Source organism: Sphingomonas sp. BL-S-29, from assembly GCF_055521495.1.
This window is the reverse complement of the sequence record NZ_CM145482.1, coordinates 947,333-960,197: the sequence shown is the minus strand read 5'-3', so window position 1 is coordinate 960,197 and position 12,865 is coordinate 947,333. Positions and strand designations below refer to the sequence as shown.

Genomic DNA, 12,865 nt, shown 5'->3' with positions numbered 1-12,865 from the left:
GCCTCCTTCAGCCGAACCGCACGAGCAGGCCAAGCCCGATCAGCGCGAGCGAGATCGCGATCAGCCAGGGCAGCCGCGCACGTGTCGTGAGCATGCCGATCATTCCGTATCTCCTTCATCCTGGGTTTTCGCCGGCCGCCCGCGTTTCGCGCGGACCGGCGCCTCGAGCTTCACGCCGCGCTTCGACAGCGCTTCGCGCAGCAGGCATTCGAACTGGGCGTTGACGCTCCGCAAGTCGGCCGCCGCCATACGCTCGACCGCCGCATAGAGCGCGGCGTCGAGGCGCAGCGGAAACGCCTTCTTGGGAGGAACGCTCACGCGACTGGCTTACTGGTAGAGCGAGCCGGTATTGACGACCGGCTGGGTATCGCGTTCGCCGCACAGCACGACCATCAGGTTGGAGACCATCGCCGCGCGGCGCTCGTCATCCAGCTCCACGACATTCTTCTCCGACAGCATCTCCAGCGCCATCTCGACCATGCCGACGGCGCCCTCGACGAGCGTCTTGCGCGCGGCGACCACTGCCTGGGCCTGTTGCCGGCGGAGCATCGCGCCGGCGATCTCCTGGGCATAGGCAAGATGGGTGAAGCCGCATTCGTCGACGGTGATGCCGGCAACGGCAAGCCGGGCGATCAGCTCGGTGCGCAGCTCGGCGCCGACCTGCTCGTGATTGCCGCGCAGCGTGACTTCCTGATGCTCGAAATCGTCATAGGGATAGCGTGCGCCGATGGTGCGCACGGCGGCCTCGATCTGAACGATCACGAAGGCCCTGTAGTCGTCGATGTCGAACAGCGCCTGCGCCGTATCCGTCACGCGCCACACGACCTGGGCCGCGATCTCGATCGGGTTGCCGCGCAGATCGTTCACCTTCAGCCGTTCCGAAATCATGTTGTTCGCGCGGAGCGACACTTTCTTGCGGCCGAGCCACGGCAGCAGCCAGCGCAGTCCCGTGTTGCGATCGGTGCCCTTGTACGATCCGAACAGGGTGATCGCCGTCGCCTGGTTGGGCTGCTGCATGTAGAAGCCGCACAGGATGAACACGAAGGCAAGCACCGCCATCGTGATGATCCCCCCGCCCAGCGCCGGATCATCCTGCAGGAGCGTGGCGGCGTACACGCCGGCTGCGATGGCCAGCAGCATCAGCAGCAACATGAGATAGCCGCTCGACGTCGCGGCGGTGCGCTCGCTCGACAAGGTGAGCGCCGTGTTCCTGGCAACTGAATCCGACATGGGACCCTCCCGTTAATGTGATATCACATTTATATCGCTATTCGGGAACCCGCAAGCGGAATCGGAAGCGCCGCCGGATCGGGTGATCCGACGGCGCCAGCGAAGAATGGGATGACCCGCGAGCGGGCTAGTTGAGGACGATGGTCACCGCGCGCCGGTTCTGCGCCCAGCTCTGCTCGTCCGAGCCGAGCGCGATCGGGCGCTCCTTGCCGTAGCTGATCGTCGAGATGCGCGCCGGGTTGATGCCGCGTGCCGCGAGATAGTTCTTCGCGGCATTGGCGCGGCGATCACCGAGCGCGAGATTATATTCGCGCGTGCCGCGCTCGTCGCAATGGCCTTCGAGGCTGACCGGCACGTTCGGCCATTTGGCGAGCCACGCGGCCTGGCTGTCCAGAATCTCGCGGGCGCGCGAATCGATGTCGTATTTGTCGAGCGCGAAGTTGATCGTGTTGCTCGTGACCGAGCGCTCGAAGTCGGCGCGCGAGCCGGGGACGACATTGTCCTGGTTGACCGGATTGGTGCCGACGCCGGTATCCACGCCGGGGGCGGGCGGAATCTGTTTCGGCTTGGGGCTGCATGCCGCGGTCGCGACGAGCGCAGCGGCAACGATGAACGTGGTCGTCAGTCTGGCCATGTGGCTTCTCCTTCGATCAAAAAGTCGTTTCGCTTGCGTCTCGTCCCACCGGCATTGCCCCAGGGTGAATGGGAGTCAACGCCGGTGCAGCAATCGTGCGACGCAAAATTGCTTCAGGGGCGTAACGGTCCCCAGGCGGGATCGGATCCGTCGAGCGGCGTCGGAATTTTCCGTTCGTTGACCCCGGTCAGATCGACCGACCAGAGATCGGCATTGCCGGCCCCGCCGCGATGCGACCGGAAGAAGGTGAGCACGCGGCCATTGGGCGACCAGCTCGGCCCCTCATCCTGCCAGTCGTCGGTCAGCAGGCGCTCGCCGCCGCCGCCCGGGTTCATCACGCCGATGCGGAAATCGCCGGAGATTCTGGTGAAGGCGATCAGGTCGCCACGCGGACTCCAGGCCGGCGTCGCATAGCGCCCGCCGCCGAAGCTGATGCGCTGCTGGTTCGATCCGTCGGCGTTCATCACATAGATTTGCTGGCTGCCCGACCGATCGCTCTCGAAGGCGATCTTGCTGCCGTCGGGCGAATAGCTGCCGCCGGTATCGATGCCGGGCGCATTGGTCAGGCGCTGCGGCGAGCCGCCCGATGCCTGGACACGGTAGATGTCGGTGTTCCCGGCCACCGCCATGGAGAAGACGATCCAGCGTCCATCGGGCGAATAGCGCGGCGCAAAGGTGAGGCTGGGATTGTTGACCAGCAGGCGCTGACTGGCAGAGGCGATATCGTAGACATAGATGGCCGGGCGGTCGTTGAGATAGCTCATATAGACGATCGACCGCTGGTCCGGCGAGAAGCGCGGAGTCAGCACGGTCGACTGGCCATTGGTCAGGAAACGATGATTCGCGCCGTCCTGATCCATGATTGCGAGCCGCTTGAAGCGCTTCGCCTTGGGGCCGGTTTCGGAGACATAGAGGATACGGCTGTCGAAATAGGCGCCTTCGCCGGTAAGCCTCTGATAGACCATGTCGGCGCATTTGTGCCCGGCGCGGCGCCAGTCGCTGGGCGGCACCACGAATCCCTGGCGGGTCAGCTCGCTGCGCGCGAACACGTCGTAGAGATAGCAGCCGACCGTCAGCGTGCCGTCGCCATTGGCGCGGACATAGCCCTGGACCAGAGTCTGCGCGCCGGCCCCGCCCCAGAAATCGAATGAAGGGGCCGTGACTTCAGGAACGCCGACGTCCCGCAGCGCGGACGGCGGGACCGGCTTGAACAGCCCGCTATTCTTCAGGTCGTTGGTGATGATCTGGGCGAGGTCGCGCCCGAGCTTGTCGGTCGGGCCCGCCTGCGTGTTGACCACCGCGGCGGTCGGCAGGGGCGGGATCGCGATCCCCAGCGGGGCCGAGGTGCCGCCGACCACATCGACCACAAGGCCGCCATCCTGCGCGGGCGGCGTCTGGGTCGCCGACACCGGCGGCGGCGCGACAGGGGCATCCTGCGCCTGGGCCGCGAGCGGCGACAACAGGGCGAGCATGGCGGCCAGCAGGCCGAAAGGGGAAGATGTCATCATGGTTCTCATCCCGGAAGTTTGTAGCGCAGGCTGAAGACACTCCAGCCATTGGGAACATCATAAAGCTCGGCCGGCAACCCGCGCAGCGGCGAGCAGCCCTTGAAGGTGGCGATCGCATTGTCGTCGACCCGGTCCTGGTATCGGCCATTCTCGGCATCGATGCCGCTATGGCCGATCACCTGCGGGTTGCCGATCAGCGACCCGTCGCGATCCATCCGCAGCCGGATCGTCACGATGATCCGCTCCGCGCCGGGCCCGGGCTTGACCTGGCGATCGGCACAGGGCTGGACCTGGCGGCGGATCGCCGAGCCGATATCGGCCGCCGCCTGCTGGCTCATCACCGCGGCCTGCGGCACGACCGACTTGCTGGTCGAAGGCTTGTCGGACAGGCCCTTCAGGAAATCATTCCCGAGCCGGGAGCCGCGCGGCCGCTCCCTGGCCGACGCCGCGTCAGTACCCGTAGCCCGCGCCGTGGAAGCGGTGGCGCGGCTGGCCGGCGCCGCCTCGCGCGTCGGGGGCTTTTTCGACTTGTCCGGGGTCGGCGCGACCGGCTTCTTCGGCTCGGGCACCGCATTGGGGGCTGGCTTGGGCGGCGGCGCGGCCCTGGGTTGCGGTTTGGGCGGCGCGGGATCGGGCTGCGGTTCCTCCCTGGGCGCGGCGGGCGCCGCGTCTTCCGGCGGCCCCTGATCGGGCGCGCGCGATTCGGCCGGCGGCGTCACCGCCTGGGGTGCCTTGGCGACGAGGCCGACCTCATCGACCAGCGAGACGTCGATCGGCGCCTGTACGGGCGTCGCCGGCTTGGGGGGCGTCAGGAAGCCGACCGAAAGCAGGCCGAACAGAACGACATGGCCGATCAGCGCCACGCCAAGCGCGACCGCGTCCGAGCGCCGCATCGCGCCCATCCCGCCGCCCGGGCGGAGATCAGTTGCCGTCGTCGCCAATCGTCACCAGCGCTACGCGGTTGAGGCCCGCGCGGTTGAGTTCGCCCATCACGCGCATCACGCGGCCATAATCGAGGTTCTTGTCGGCGCGCAGGAAGATCTGCGGCGGCTTGCCGCCCTCCCCCTTCGACGCAAGCTGCTGCAATCTGTCGGGCAGCTTGTCCTGGCTGACCTCGTCCTGATCGACATGGATCTTGCCATCGGCCTCCATCGAGATCTGCACGGGCTTCTGATCCTGGTCGAGCGGCTTGGCGCGGCTGTCGGGCAGGTTTACCGGCACGCCCGCGGTGAGCAGCGGCGCGGTGACCATGAAGATGATCAGCAGCACCAGCATCACGTCGACGAGCGGCGTGACGTTGATCTCCGCCATCGGCGCCCGCCGGCCGCGCCCGCGCTGGGAGGGGAGCTGCATCGACATCTAGGCCCCCCGCCCGTCCGTCTCGAGCTGCCGGCTGAGCGTCGCGTGGAACCCGTCGGCGAAACGGTTGAGCCGCGCCTCGACCCGGTTGATGCCATGGCTGAAGCGGTTGTAGGCGATCACCGCCGGGATGGCGGCGAACAGGCCGATCGCGGTGGCGAACAGGGCCTCCGCGATGCCCGGCGCGACCACCGCGAGCGAGGTATTCTGCGCCGAGGCGATGCCGGTGAAGCTGCGCATGATGCCCCAGACGGTGCCGAACAGCCCGACGAACGGCGCGACCGCACCCACCGTGGCGAGGATGTTCAGCCGGTCCGACAGCGTGTCGATCTCGCTCGCGACCATCGATCCCATCGCGGTGGCGAGCCGGTCGCGCGTGCCCTCGCGATCGATTGTGCCGCTCGCGGTGGAGCGGCGCCATTCCTTGACGCCGGCCGCGAAGACCCGGGCGATCGGCAGGTCGCTGTCGCCCTGGATGCGGTGAAAGGCATCGATATCCTCGGCCTTCCAGAAATCGCGCTCGAACTTGTCGATCTTGCGGCGCGTGCTCCCGATCCGGCGCCAGAAGGTGAGGATGATCGCCCAGGTCCAGATGCTGGCGAGCAACAGGCCCAGCATCACGACCTTCACCACCAGATCGGCCTGGAGGAAGAGCGCGATCGGCGACATGGTCGTCGCGTCGGTATTGAAGAACAAAGTGCTCACGCTTGCTGGTCCCCTTGGTCAACGAGGCGCCGAAAAGCCTCGACCCATGTCTTTGGTTGCCGTTTCGGCTTGCCCGATGGCGCGACCAGCGCCGCGGTCACGTCCGCTTCAGCCAGTATCTCAGCACCGTTCATGACTCTCTGATGAATATCGACCGATGCGGCGCGCACCTGAATCACGCTGGTCACCACGATCAGCGCATCATCGAGCTTCGCGGGACGGCGATAGCGGATCGCGAGGCTGCTGACGGCATAGGCGCCCTCGCCCGCTTCCTGCGTCGCGCGCTGGTCGATCCCGGCAAGCCGGAGCATGTCCGACCGGGCGCGTTCCATGTAGCGCAGATAATTGGCGTGATAGACCACGCCCGACAGATCGGTGTCCTCGAAATAGACGCGGACCGGGAATCGATGCTCGATCCCGTCGAAGCGGCCTTCGACCGGTTGATCCTGTTGCGGCGCCACCATGTCCCATCGTCCTAACCGAGCGATTCACCGGAAGGAACCCCGTTCGCCGCGCATATGCCACCGCTTGACAAAGAAGTAACCCATGGGTTACATGTAACCTCAGAGTTACAAACGGGGATTCGACATGACCAATCAGACCAATCTTGCCGACCGCATCGCCTGGGGTCGCGCCCGCGCCGCGACCGTGATGGCGGTCGTCTTCGTCGCGGCGCAGGCCGGCAGCTTTCCGGACGCACCGCTCAACCGCCCGCAGACCATCCATCTCACCGCCTGGATCGTCTGGGCCGCGGCGCTGCTGTTTTTCCTTGTCTTTGCCGGCGGCCTGTTGCGTGGCCCGCGGATGCGCGCGCTGCTGAACGACGAGACGACGCTCGACCACCGCAAACGGGCGATGGCGCTCGGCTTCTGGGGGGCGATCGGCACCGCCGCCCTGGTCTATGCCATCAGCTTCTACGAACCGATCTCGGCGCGCGAAGGCGCGCGGCTGATCATCACCCTCTCGATCGCACTTGCCCTGCTGCGCTTCGGCACGCTCGAGCGGCGGGCCTTGAAGGATGGCTGATCGGCTGCTCAACAGCCTGAAGGACGAGCGTGCCCGGCTCGCCCTGACCCAGGCCGAGCTGGCCGACCGGGTCGGGGTCAGCCGCAAGACGATCAACACGGTCGAAAACGGCGTGTTCATCCCCTCCACCACGCTGGCGCTGAAGCTCGCGCGCGCGCTCGGCAGGGCGGTCGAGGACATCTTTCGGCTCGGCCCGGAAGATTGATCGGCACGCCATCTGGACGAAGCCGTACTTTATTATACGCTGCCGCGCATGACCGAACCCGCCCTCAGGATTCGCGGCCTTTCCAAGAGTTTCGACAAGCCGGTGATCACCGGTCTCGACCTGGAGATCGGCGCGGGCCAGCTTTACGCCCTGCTCGGCCCGAATGGGGCCGGCAAGACCACCACCTTGCGCATGGTGACCGGCCTGACCCGGCCGGATGCCGGCACGATCCATATCTATGGCATCAGCGCGCGGCAGCATCCGAACGAGGCCAAGGCGATCACGGCCTGGCTGCCCGACGAGCCGATGCTGTACGACAAGCTGACGCCGAGCGAATATCTCGCCTTTGTCGCCGGGCTGTGGCGGATGGACCCGCACGTCGCGGCGGAGGAAGCCGAGCGGCTGCTCCACTGGCTCGACCTGTGGGATGAGCGGGACACGCGGTGCGAGGGCTTTTCGCGCGGCATGAAGCAGAAGGTCGCGCTGGCCGGCGCGCTGATCCACGACCCCAAGCTGCTGATCCTCGACGAGCCGCTGACCGGGCTCGACGCCGCCATGGCACGCGCGGTGAAGGATGCGCTGCGCGCGCAGGTCGATGCGGGCAAGACGGTGATCGTCACCACGCATATCCTGGAGGTGGCCGAGCGCATGGCCGACCGGATCGGCATCATCGCCGGCGGCAGGCTGCTCGCCGAGGGGACGCTGGAGGAGTTGCGGACCAGCGCCGGCACTGAAGGCCAGACCCTGGAGGACACGTTCATTCGCCTGACGAGCGGCGCCTGATGCCCGGATTGCGCCCGGCGCCGGGCAGCTTCGCCTGGCTTGCGCTGCACGAGATCCGGCTGGGCTGGCGGATGCGGCCGAAGAAGGGCGCGACGCGCTGGATCGGCTATGTACTGATGCTGGCGTGGCTGGCGTTCGGCTGTTTCCTCGGCTGGGTGCTGCGTGACCAGCCGATCCCGCCGCTGCCCGAAATCATGACCGGCGTGCTGGCGGGCAGCATCATTGCCTTCACCTTCATGACGACTCAGGCGATCATCGGCAGCCAGCGCACCCTCTATGAGAATGGCGATCTCGACCTGCTCTTCTCCGCGCCGATCGAGGGGCGGACGGTGCTGCTCGCCAAGCTGCTCGGCATCACCGGCAGCATCGCGCTGACCTATGCGGTGCTGTTGCTGACGCTGGTGGTGCCGATCGCGGTGCTCGGGCATCCGCCCCTGTTCGGGTTCGTTGCCCTGCTCGCCGCGCTGGCGCTGGCGGCGGCGGCGATCGGGCTGGGCATCACGCTCGGCCTGGCGAAGCTGGCGGGGCCGCGCGCGGCGCGCACCGTCGGCCAGATCGCCGCGGCGCTGCTCGGCGGCGCCTTCTTCATCATCTCCCAGCTCGCCAGCCATGGCGACAAGCGCCAGTCGAGCGTGTCGATCCTGTTCGATCGCTTCACCGAGGACGGGGTAGGCAATAGCGGCCTGTCCGGCCTGCCCGGCCATGCCGCATTCGGCGATCCGGTCGCGATCCTCGTGCTGCTCGGCATCGGCTTGCTGCTGTTCGCGCTGGCCGGGGTGACGCTCCAGCGGATGTTCCTCAGCGGCTATCAGGACGGCGCCACGCGCCTGTCGCGGGCGAAGCCGACCGGACGCGCGACCGGTCGGCTGTTCCATGCCAGCCTGTTCCGGTCGGTCTTCGCCAAGGAATGGCGGCTGCTCGCGCGCGATCCCGCGCTCGCCTTCCAGATCCTGCTTCGGCTGATCTATCTGGCGCCGGTCGTGTTCATCGCGTTCGGAAGGGGCAATGCCGTACCGCTGGCGCCGGGCCTGGCCTTTGCCAGCGTGTTGCTCGCCGGCCAGCTGGTCGGCAGCTTCGCCTGGCTGACCGTCTCGGCCGAGGATGCGCCCGACCTGATTGCGGTCGCCCCGGTGACCAAGGCAGCGATCGACCGGGTCAAGCTGATGGCCGCCTTCGCCATGGCGGCGCCGATGGGGATGATCCTGCCGGTCGCGATCGCGCTCCAGACCCCGCTCGGCGCGCTGGTGACCCTGGTCTGCACCGTGATCGGCGGCGGCGCGGCGGGTCTCATCGAACTCAAGCTGGGTAAGCCGGGACAGCGCAGCGCCTTTGCCCGCCGCCGCTCCGGCTCCGTCGTTGGCGGTATTCTCTCGATCATCGTCGCAATGATCGTCGGCGGGATCGCGGCGGTTTCGGTCTATTTTCTCGGCTGACGGCAGGCATCTCGCCGGGGTAGCCTCGGGCATCCGAATCACCCCAGGAGAGAGAAGATGGTCGACCGGCCCACCAATGGCGTCACCCCGTTCCTGACGATCCGCGGCAAGCGCGGGCAGGAAGCGCTGGATTTCTACACCCGCGCGTTCGGCGCCGAGGTGACCGAGAAGAACCTGGCTGAGGACGGCGAGCGGCTGCTCCAGGCCGGATTGAAGATCAATGGCGGCTGGATCATGCTGTCCGACGAATTCCCCGAATGGCGCGGCTATGACGAGCCCGAGCCCAAGGGCGTGGGACTTCATCTGCAGGTCGACGATGCCGATGCCTGGGCCGAGCGCGCGGTCGCCGCCGGCGCCACCGTCACCATGCCGGTCGACAACCAGTTCTGGGGCGACCGATACGGCCAGCTGACCGATCCGTTCGGGCACCTCTGGTCGGTCGGGTCGTCGATCAAGGAATAGCCGGGCAAGATTCTCCAACAGCGACTCGGATTTTCCGCTGTTACCCCGTCACCGTTTTTTCTTCCGCTGTTATGTTGGATTTTCCGCGGGGAATTCCTGCTTTCAATCAATGGGTTGTGACGATTTACCGCTGTTATGCATAACAGCGGTAAATCGTCGCCGAATCAGCGGAAAAACGACGTTCGTTTCCGCTGTTCCGGCCGCGAAACGCGACCCGATTCGTTCCAACAGTAAGAAAGAGCGGCGCGGCACACGCCTATCGTGCCGGCCGCCCCAAGCTGCATCCTGTCGCGGCGATGTTGAATCGACGCGCCCCGTCCCGATCAGGCCGCGCGCTTTTCAAGCGCGTGCGCTGCCTCGGCCATCAGCGACGCGATGATCTCGGCGACCGGCTCTTCCTTCGTCACCATGCCGACCGACTGGCCGGCCATCAGGCTGCCATGCTCGACATCGCCGTCGATCACCGCGCGGCGCAGTGCGCCGGCCCAATAATGCTCGATCTGGAGCTGGGCCTCGGCCATCTCGACCTTGCCCTCGTCGAGCAGCTGCGCAACTTCGCGCTGCTTGGCGGTGAACAGCTCGCCCCCGGCATTCTTCAGCGCGCGCACCGGGATGACCGGCAGGCGCGGATCGATCTGTACGCTCGCCACCGCATCGCGGGCCGACGCGCGCAGGAACGCCTTTTTGAAATTGGGGTGCGCGATCGATTCGGTCGCGCAGACGAAGCGCGTGCCGAGCTGGACGCCCGCCGCGCCCATGTCGAGATAGCCCGCGATCGCCTCGCCCCGGCCGATACCGCCGGCGACGAACACCGGCACCTGCTCGGACACTTCGGGCAGGATTTCCTGCGCGAGCACGCTGGTCGAGACCGGGCCGATATGGCCGCCGGCCTCCATGCCCTCGACCACGAGCGCGTCGACGCCCGAGCGGATCAGCTTCTTGGCGAGCGAGAGCGCGGGGGCGAAGCAGATCAGCTTCGCGCCATTGGCCTTGATCGCATCGATCGAGCCCGTCGGCGGCAGGCCGCCCGCGAGCACGACATGGCCGACATCGTGCCTGTTGCAGACCTCGATGAGGTCGAACAGCATCGGGTGCATGGTGATCAGGTTCACGCCGAACGGCTTGTCGGTGAGCGCCTTCGTCCCGGCGATTTCGGCATCGAGCAGCTCGGGGGTCATCGCGCCGCAGGCGATCAGGCCGAAACCGCCGGCGTTGGAGATTGCAGAGACGAGGTTGCGCTCCGACACCCAGGACATGGCACCGCACAGGATGGCGGTTTCGGAGCCGAGGAAGGCGGCACCGCGCGCCATACGGCGAGTCAATCTCTCCCCTCCCACGGAGTGGGAGGGGTTGGGGGAGGGCGTGTCAGCATGTGCGATGGTATCGGTCATGTGGCGCACATGCCCTCCCCTAGCCCCTCCCGCAAGCGGGAGGGGGATTTAGTCAGGCCGCGTCCTCCGCGTCGAGGCCATAGGCAGTGTGCAGCACACGCACCGCCAGCTCGGTATAATCCTCTTCGATCAGCACCGAGACCTTGATCTCCGAGGTGGTGATCGCCTGGATATTAATGCCGCGCTCGCCGAGCGTCTTGAACATCGTCGCAGCGACGCCGGCATGGCTGCGCATGCCGACGCCGACCACCGATATCTTGGCGACGCGGGTGTCGTGGACGAGGGTGGCATAGCCGATATCGCCCTGGGCATTGCCGAGCACTTCGAGGCTGCGCGGGAGATCGGCGCCGGGCACGGTGAAGGTCACGTCGGTCGAGCCGGTCGAATGCGCGACGTTCTGCACGATCATGTCGACATTGATGTTGGCATCGGCCAGCGGCGTGAAGATCGAGGCGACCGCGCCGGGGCGATCGGGCACCGCGGTCAGGGTGATCTTCGCTTCGTTCTTGTCGTGCGCGATGCCCGTGATGAGCTGGCGTTCCATGTCGTCGATCTCCTCTTCGCCCACGATCATCGTACCGGGCAATGTGTCCGCCATCGGTGCGTCCTCTCCCGTGAAGGACGAGAGCACCTGGACGCGGACCTGTTCCTTCATCGCGAGACCCACCGAGCGCGTCTGGAGCACCTTGGCCCCGACGCTGGCGAGCTCGAGCATTTCCTCATAGGTGACCCGCTTCAGTTTCCGCGCGCGCGGCACGATGCGGGGGTCGGTCGTGTAGACGCCGTCGACGTCGGTATAGATGTCGCAGCGATCGGCCTTCATCGCCGCCGCCATCGCGACCGCCGAGGTATCCGAACCGCCACGGCCGAGCGTGGTCACGCGCTCGCCCGAGGCAACGCCCTGGAATCCGGGGATCACCGCGACCTCGCCCTTGGCCAGCGAGACGTTGAGCGCGGTGGTGTCGATCTCCGCAATGCGTGCCGAACCATGGCCGTCCGAAGTACGGATCGGGAGCTGCCAGCCGAGCCAGCTGCGCGCGGGCACGCCGATCGCCTGCAATGCGACCGCGAGCAGGCCGCTGGTGATCTGTTCGCCGGCCGAGACGACCACGTCATATTCATGCGGATCGTAGAGCGACGAGGCCTCGCGGCAGAAATTGACCAGCCGGTCGGTCTCGCCCGCCATGGCCGAGACGACCACCGCGACCTGGTTGCCTGCCTCCACCTCGCGTTTGACGCGCGCGGCGACGCTCCGGATCCGCTCGATCCCGGCCATGGAGGTGCCGCCGAACTTCATCACGATACGGGCCATGGAGGTGCAGAATTCCTTGGGGTGAGCGGGGCGCCCTGATAGGAAGGCCGCATGGTGATGGCAAGCGACCCCGTAACGACGATCGATCCCGACGAAGCCGCGCATTTCGGCGCGATGGCGGCGGAGTGGTGGAACCCGAAGGGATCGTCGGCGATGCTCCACCGGCTGAACCCGGTGCGGCTGGGCTATTTGCGCGAGCGGATCGACCAGCATTGGGGGCTGGACGAGACGGGGTTCACGCCGCTGGCGGGCAAGACTGCGCTGGACGTCGGGTGCGGTGCGGGGCTGTTGTGCGAGCCGCTCGCGCGACTGGGCGCGGCGGTGACCGGGATCGACGCGGCGGCGGAGAATATCGCCGCGGCGCATGCTCATGCGCAGCTGTCGGGGCTGACGATCGATTACCGCACCGGCGGGATCGAGGGGCTGGGCGCGGCGCGCTTCGATCTGGTGACCAGCATGGAAGTGATCGAGCATGTCACCGATCCGGGCGCGTTCATCGCCGGACTGGCGGGGGCGCTGGCGGACGGGGGACTGATGGTCCTGTCGACACCCAACCGCACGGCATTGTCACGGCTGGCGCTGATCACGATCGGCGAGGGCACGGGGCAGATTCCCACGGGCACGCATGACTGGGGGAAGTTCCTGACGCCTGACGAGCTGGTGGCGCTGGTCGAGGCGGCGGGGCTGAAGCTGGTCGAGACGCGCGGGCTGAGTTTTTCGGTGGCGAAGGGGTTCGTCGTGTCGGACGATATGAAGCTGGATTATTTCGTGACGGCGGTTCGGGGCTGAGCTGTTCGAACCTTGCCCTTCCCCGGCG

The 12,865-nt window shown here is 66.8% G+C and carries 16 protein-coding genes; 6 read left to right on the top strand and 10 right to left on the bottom strand.

Annotated elements, in window-relative coordinates; genetic code table 11:
* Positions 1-99: 99 nt before the first annotated feature.
* From ACZ1I2_RS04660 to ybgC, 8 genes are all read right to left on the bottom strand, one after another.
* Positions 100-318, bottom strand: coding sequence for a type II toxin-antitoxin system antitoxin (locus ACZ1I2_RS04660; RefSeq protein WP_465170845.1), 219 nt, complete (start codon positions 316-318; stop codon positions 100-102).
* Between the two features lie 9 nt (positions 319-327).
* On the bottom strand, positions 328-1,230 hold the full coding sequence (locus ACZ1I2_RS04655; RefSeq protein WP_465174976.1) for an SPFH domain-containing protein: 903 nt from the start codon (positions 1,228-1,230) through the stop codon (positions 328-330).
* A gap of 127 nt (positions 1,231-1,357) precedes the next feature.
* On the bottom strand, positions 1,358-1,864 hold the full coding sequence (gene pal, locus ACZ1I2_RS04650) for a peptidoglycan-associated lipoprotein Pal (RefSeq protein WP_465170847.1): 507 nt from the start codon (positions 1,862-1,864) through the stop codon (positions 1,358-1,360).
* 113 nt (positions 1,865-1,977) lie between these two features.
* Positions 1,978-3,369, bottom strand: coding sequence for a Tol-Pal system beta propeller repeat protein TolB (gene tolB, locus ACZ1I2_RS04645; RefSeq protein ID WP_465177183.1), 1,392 nt, complete (start codon positions 3,367-3,369; stop codon positions 1,978-1,980).
* An 8-nt stretch (positions 3,370-3,377) separates the two neighbouring features.
* Positions 3,378-4,265: a cell envelope biogenesis protein TolA gene (locus tag ACZ1I2_RS04640; protein WP_465174977.1), complete on the bottom strand. Its 888-nt coding sequence runs from the start codon at positions 4,263-4,265 to the stop codon at positions 3,378-3,380.
* Between the two features lie 28 nt (positions 4,266-4,293).
* Positions 4,294-4,731 carry a protein TolR gene (gene tolR, locus ACZ1I2_RS04635; RefSeq protein WP_465174978.1) on the bottom strand — a complete coding sequence of 146 codons (438 nt, stop codon included), beginning with the start codon at positions 4,729-4,731 and terminating at the stop codon, positions 4,294-4,296.
* Positions 4,732-5,400, bottom strand: a complete 669-nt coding sequence (gene tolQ, locus ACZ1I2_RS04630) for a protein TolQ (protein WP_465177184.1) — start codon at positions 5,398-5,400, stop codon at positions 4,732-4,734.
* A gap of 32 nt (positions 5,401-5,432) precedes the next feature.
* The gene (gene ybgC, locus ACZ1I2_RS04625; protein WP_465170851.1) at positions 5,433-5,900 is read right to left on the bottom strand and encodes a tol-pal system-associated acyl-CoA thioesterase; all 468 of its coding nucleotides are present in this window, start codon (positions 5,898-5,900) and stop codon (positions 5,433-5,435) included.
* 124 nt (positions 5,901-6,024) lie between these two features.
* Here ybgC and ACZ1I2_RS04620 point away from each other — a divergent pair, with 124 nt between their 5' ends.
* Genes ACZ1I2_RS04620 through ACZ1I2_RS04600 form a run of 5 tightly spaced genes read left to right on the top strand, consistent with a single transcriptional unit; the run spans position 6,025 to position 9,345 of the window.
* Positions 6,025-6,462 carry a hypothetical protein gene (locus ACZ1I2_RS04620; RefSeq protein WP_465174979.1) on the top strand — a complete coding sequence of 146 codons (438 nt, stop codon included), beginning with the start codon at positions 6,025-6,027 and terminating at the stop codon, positions 6,460-6,462.
* Positions 6,455-6,667, top strand: a complete 213-nt coding sequence (locus tag ACZ1I2_RS04615; RefSeq protein ID WP_465174980.1) for a helix-turn-helix transcriptional regulator — start codon at positions 6,455-6,457, stop codon at positions 6,665-6,667. The genes ACZ1I2_RS04620 and ACZ1I2_RS04615 overlap by 8 nt, the downstream gene beginning before the upstream one ends.
* Before the next feature lie 48 nt (positions 6,668-6,715).
* Complete coding sequence (locus ACZ1I2_RS04610; protein WP_465170854.1) at positions 6,716-7,450, top strand: ABC transporter ATP-binding protein; 735 nt, start codon at positions 6,716-6,718, stop codon at positions 7,448-7,450.
* Positions 7,450-8,883 carry a hypothetical protein gene (locus ACZ1I2_RS04605; RefSeq protein ID WP_465174981.1) on the top strand — a complete coding sequence of 478 codons (1,434 nt, stop codon included), beginning with the start codon at positions 7,450-7,452 and terminating at the stop codon, positions 8,881-8,883. Before ACZ1I2_RS04610 ends, ACZ1I2_RS04605 begins: the two co-directional genes overlap by 1 nt.
* Before the next feature lie 57 nt (positions 8,884-8,940).
* Complete coding sequence (locus tag ACZ1I2_RS04600; protein ID WP_465174982.1) at positions 8,941-9,345, top strand: VOC family protein; 405 nt, start codon at positions 8,941-8,943, stop codon at positions 9,343-9,345.
* 323 nt (positions 9,346-9,668) lie between these two features.
* Here ACZ1I2_RS04600 and ACZ1I2_RS04595 read toward each other — a convergent pair whose 3' ends face one another.
* Complete coding sequence (locus ACZ1I2_RS04595) at positions 9,669-10,655, bottom strand: NAD(P)H-dependent flavin oxidoreductase (protein WP_465177186.1); 987 nt, start codon at positions 10,653-10,655, stop codon at positions 9,669-9,671.
* Positions 10,656-10,788: 133 nt separating this feature from the next.
* A complete protein-coding gene (locus ACZ1I2_RS04590; RefSeq protein WP_465174983.1) occupies positions 10,789-12,048 on the bottom strand; it encodes an aspartate kinase in 1,260 nt (419 codons plus the stop codon).
* A gap of 57 nt (positions 12,049-12,105) precedes the next feature.
* On the opposite strand from ACZ1I2_RS04590, the gene ubiG reads away from it, so the two are divergent.
* Complete coding sequence (gene ubiG, locus ACZ1I2_RS04585; RefSeq protein WP_465174002.1) at positions 12,106-12,837, top strand: bifunctional 2-polyprenyl-6-hydroxyphenol methylase/3-demethylubiquinol 3-O-methyltransferase UbiG; 732 nt, start codon at positions 12,106-12,108, stop codon at positions 12,835-12,837.
* The last annotated feature ends 28 nt before the right edge of the window (positions 12,838-12,865 follow it).

Coding starts and splice junctions, on each gene's coding strand:
- ACZ1I2_RS04655 (WP_465174976.1), bottom strand. CDS start 1,230: ATGTCGGATTCAGTTGCCAGGAACACGGCGCTCACCTTGTCGAGCGAG.
- pal (WP_465170847.1), bottom strand. CDS start 1,864: ATGGCCAGACTGACGACCACGTTCATCGTTGCCGCTGCGCTCGTCGCG.
- tolB (WP_465177183.1), bottom strand. CDS start 3,369: ATGACATCTTCCCCTTTCGGCCTGCTGGCCGCCATGCTCGCCCTGTTG.
- ACZ1I2_RS04640 (WP_465174977.1), bottom strand. CDS start 4,265: ATGCGGCGCTCGGACGCGGTCGCGCTTGGCGTGGCGCTGATCGGCCAT.
- tolR (WP_465174978.1), bottom strand. CDS start 4,731: ATGTCGATGCAGCTCCCCTCCCAGCGCGGGCGCGGCCGGCGGGCGCCG.
- tolQ (WP_465177184.1), bottom strand. CDS start 5,400: ATGTCGCCGATCGCGCTCTTCCTCCAGGCCGATCTGGTGGTGAAGGTC.
- ybgC (WP_465170851.1), bottom strand. CDS start 5,900: ATGGTGGCGCCGCAACAGGATCAACCGGTCGAAGGCCGCTTCGACGGG.
- ACZ1I2_RS04620 (WP_465174979.1), top strand. CDS start 6,025: ATGACCAATCAGACCAATCTTGCCGACCGCATCGCCTGGGGTCGCGCC.
- ACZ1I2_RS04615 (WP_465174980.1), top strand. CDS start 6,455: ATGGCTGATCGGCTGCTCAACAGCCTGAAGGACGAGCGTGCCCGGCTC.
- ACZ1I2_RS04610 (WP_465170854.1), top strand. CDS start 6,716: ATGACCGAACCCGCCCTCAGGATTCGCGGCCTTTCCAAGAGTTTCGAC.
- ACZ1I2_RS04605 (WP_465174981.1), top strand. CDS start 7,450: ATGCCCGGATTGCGCCCGGCGCCGGGCAGCTTCGCCTGGCTTGCGCTG.
- ACZ1I2_RS04600 (WP_465174982.1), top strand. CDS start 8,941: ATGGTCGACCGGCCCACCAATGGCGTCACCCCGTTCCTGACGATCCGC.
- ACZ1I2_RS04595 (WP_465177186.1), bottom strand. CDS start 10,655: ATGGCGCGCGGTGCCGCCTTCCTCGGCTCCGAAACCGCCATCCTGTGC.
- ACZ1I2_RS04590 (WP_465174983.1), bottom strand. CDS start 12,048: ATGGCCCGTATCGTGATGAAGTTCGGCGGCACCTCCATGGCCGGGATC.
- ubiG (WP_465174002.1), top strand. CDS start 12,106: ATGGCAAGCGACCCCGTAACGACGATCGATCCCGACGAAGCCGCGCAT.